Raw genomic sequence first — 252 nt, forward strand, 5'->3', positions numbered from 1 at the left:
GTAAACGGGCCTTGCAGGTTGCGGATCTCGGACGCAAAGGCGTAGTGATCCTGCTTCATGCGGATGCGCACGTCCTGTTCGGCGGGTGAGCCGTAGTTGGCGTCGTAGTTGCTGTAGGACAGCCCGGCATAACCGTCGTCCCAGGTGTAGGAACCGCCCAGCGCGCCGCCGTCCTGGCGCCCGTCGCTGTTGCCCAGGCGGCCATTCTTGCCAGGCCCGTCTTCGGTTTGCGGGGCATGGCGGCTGCGGGCC

Annotated in this window: 1 protein-coding gene; it reads right to left on the minus strand. The window is 66.7% G+C overall.

What is annotated here, in order from left to right; genetic code table 11:
* On the minus strand, nucleotides 1–252 hold a 252-nt coding region (locus KAJ71_RS23325), incomplete at both ends, for a hypothetical protein (RefSeq protein WP_248947804.1).

The organism is Serratia silvae (assembly GCF_023282985.1).
In the GTDB taxonomy this organism is placed as follows: domain Bacteria; phylum Pseudomonadota; class Gammaproteobacteria; order Enterobacterales; family Enterobacteriaceae; genus Chania; species Chania silvae.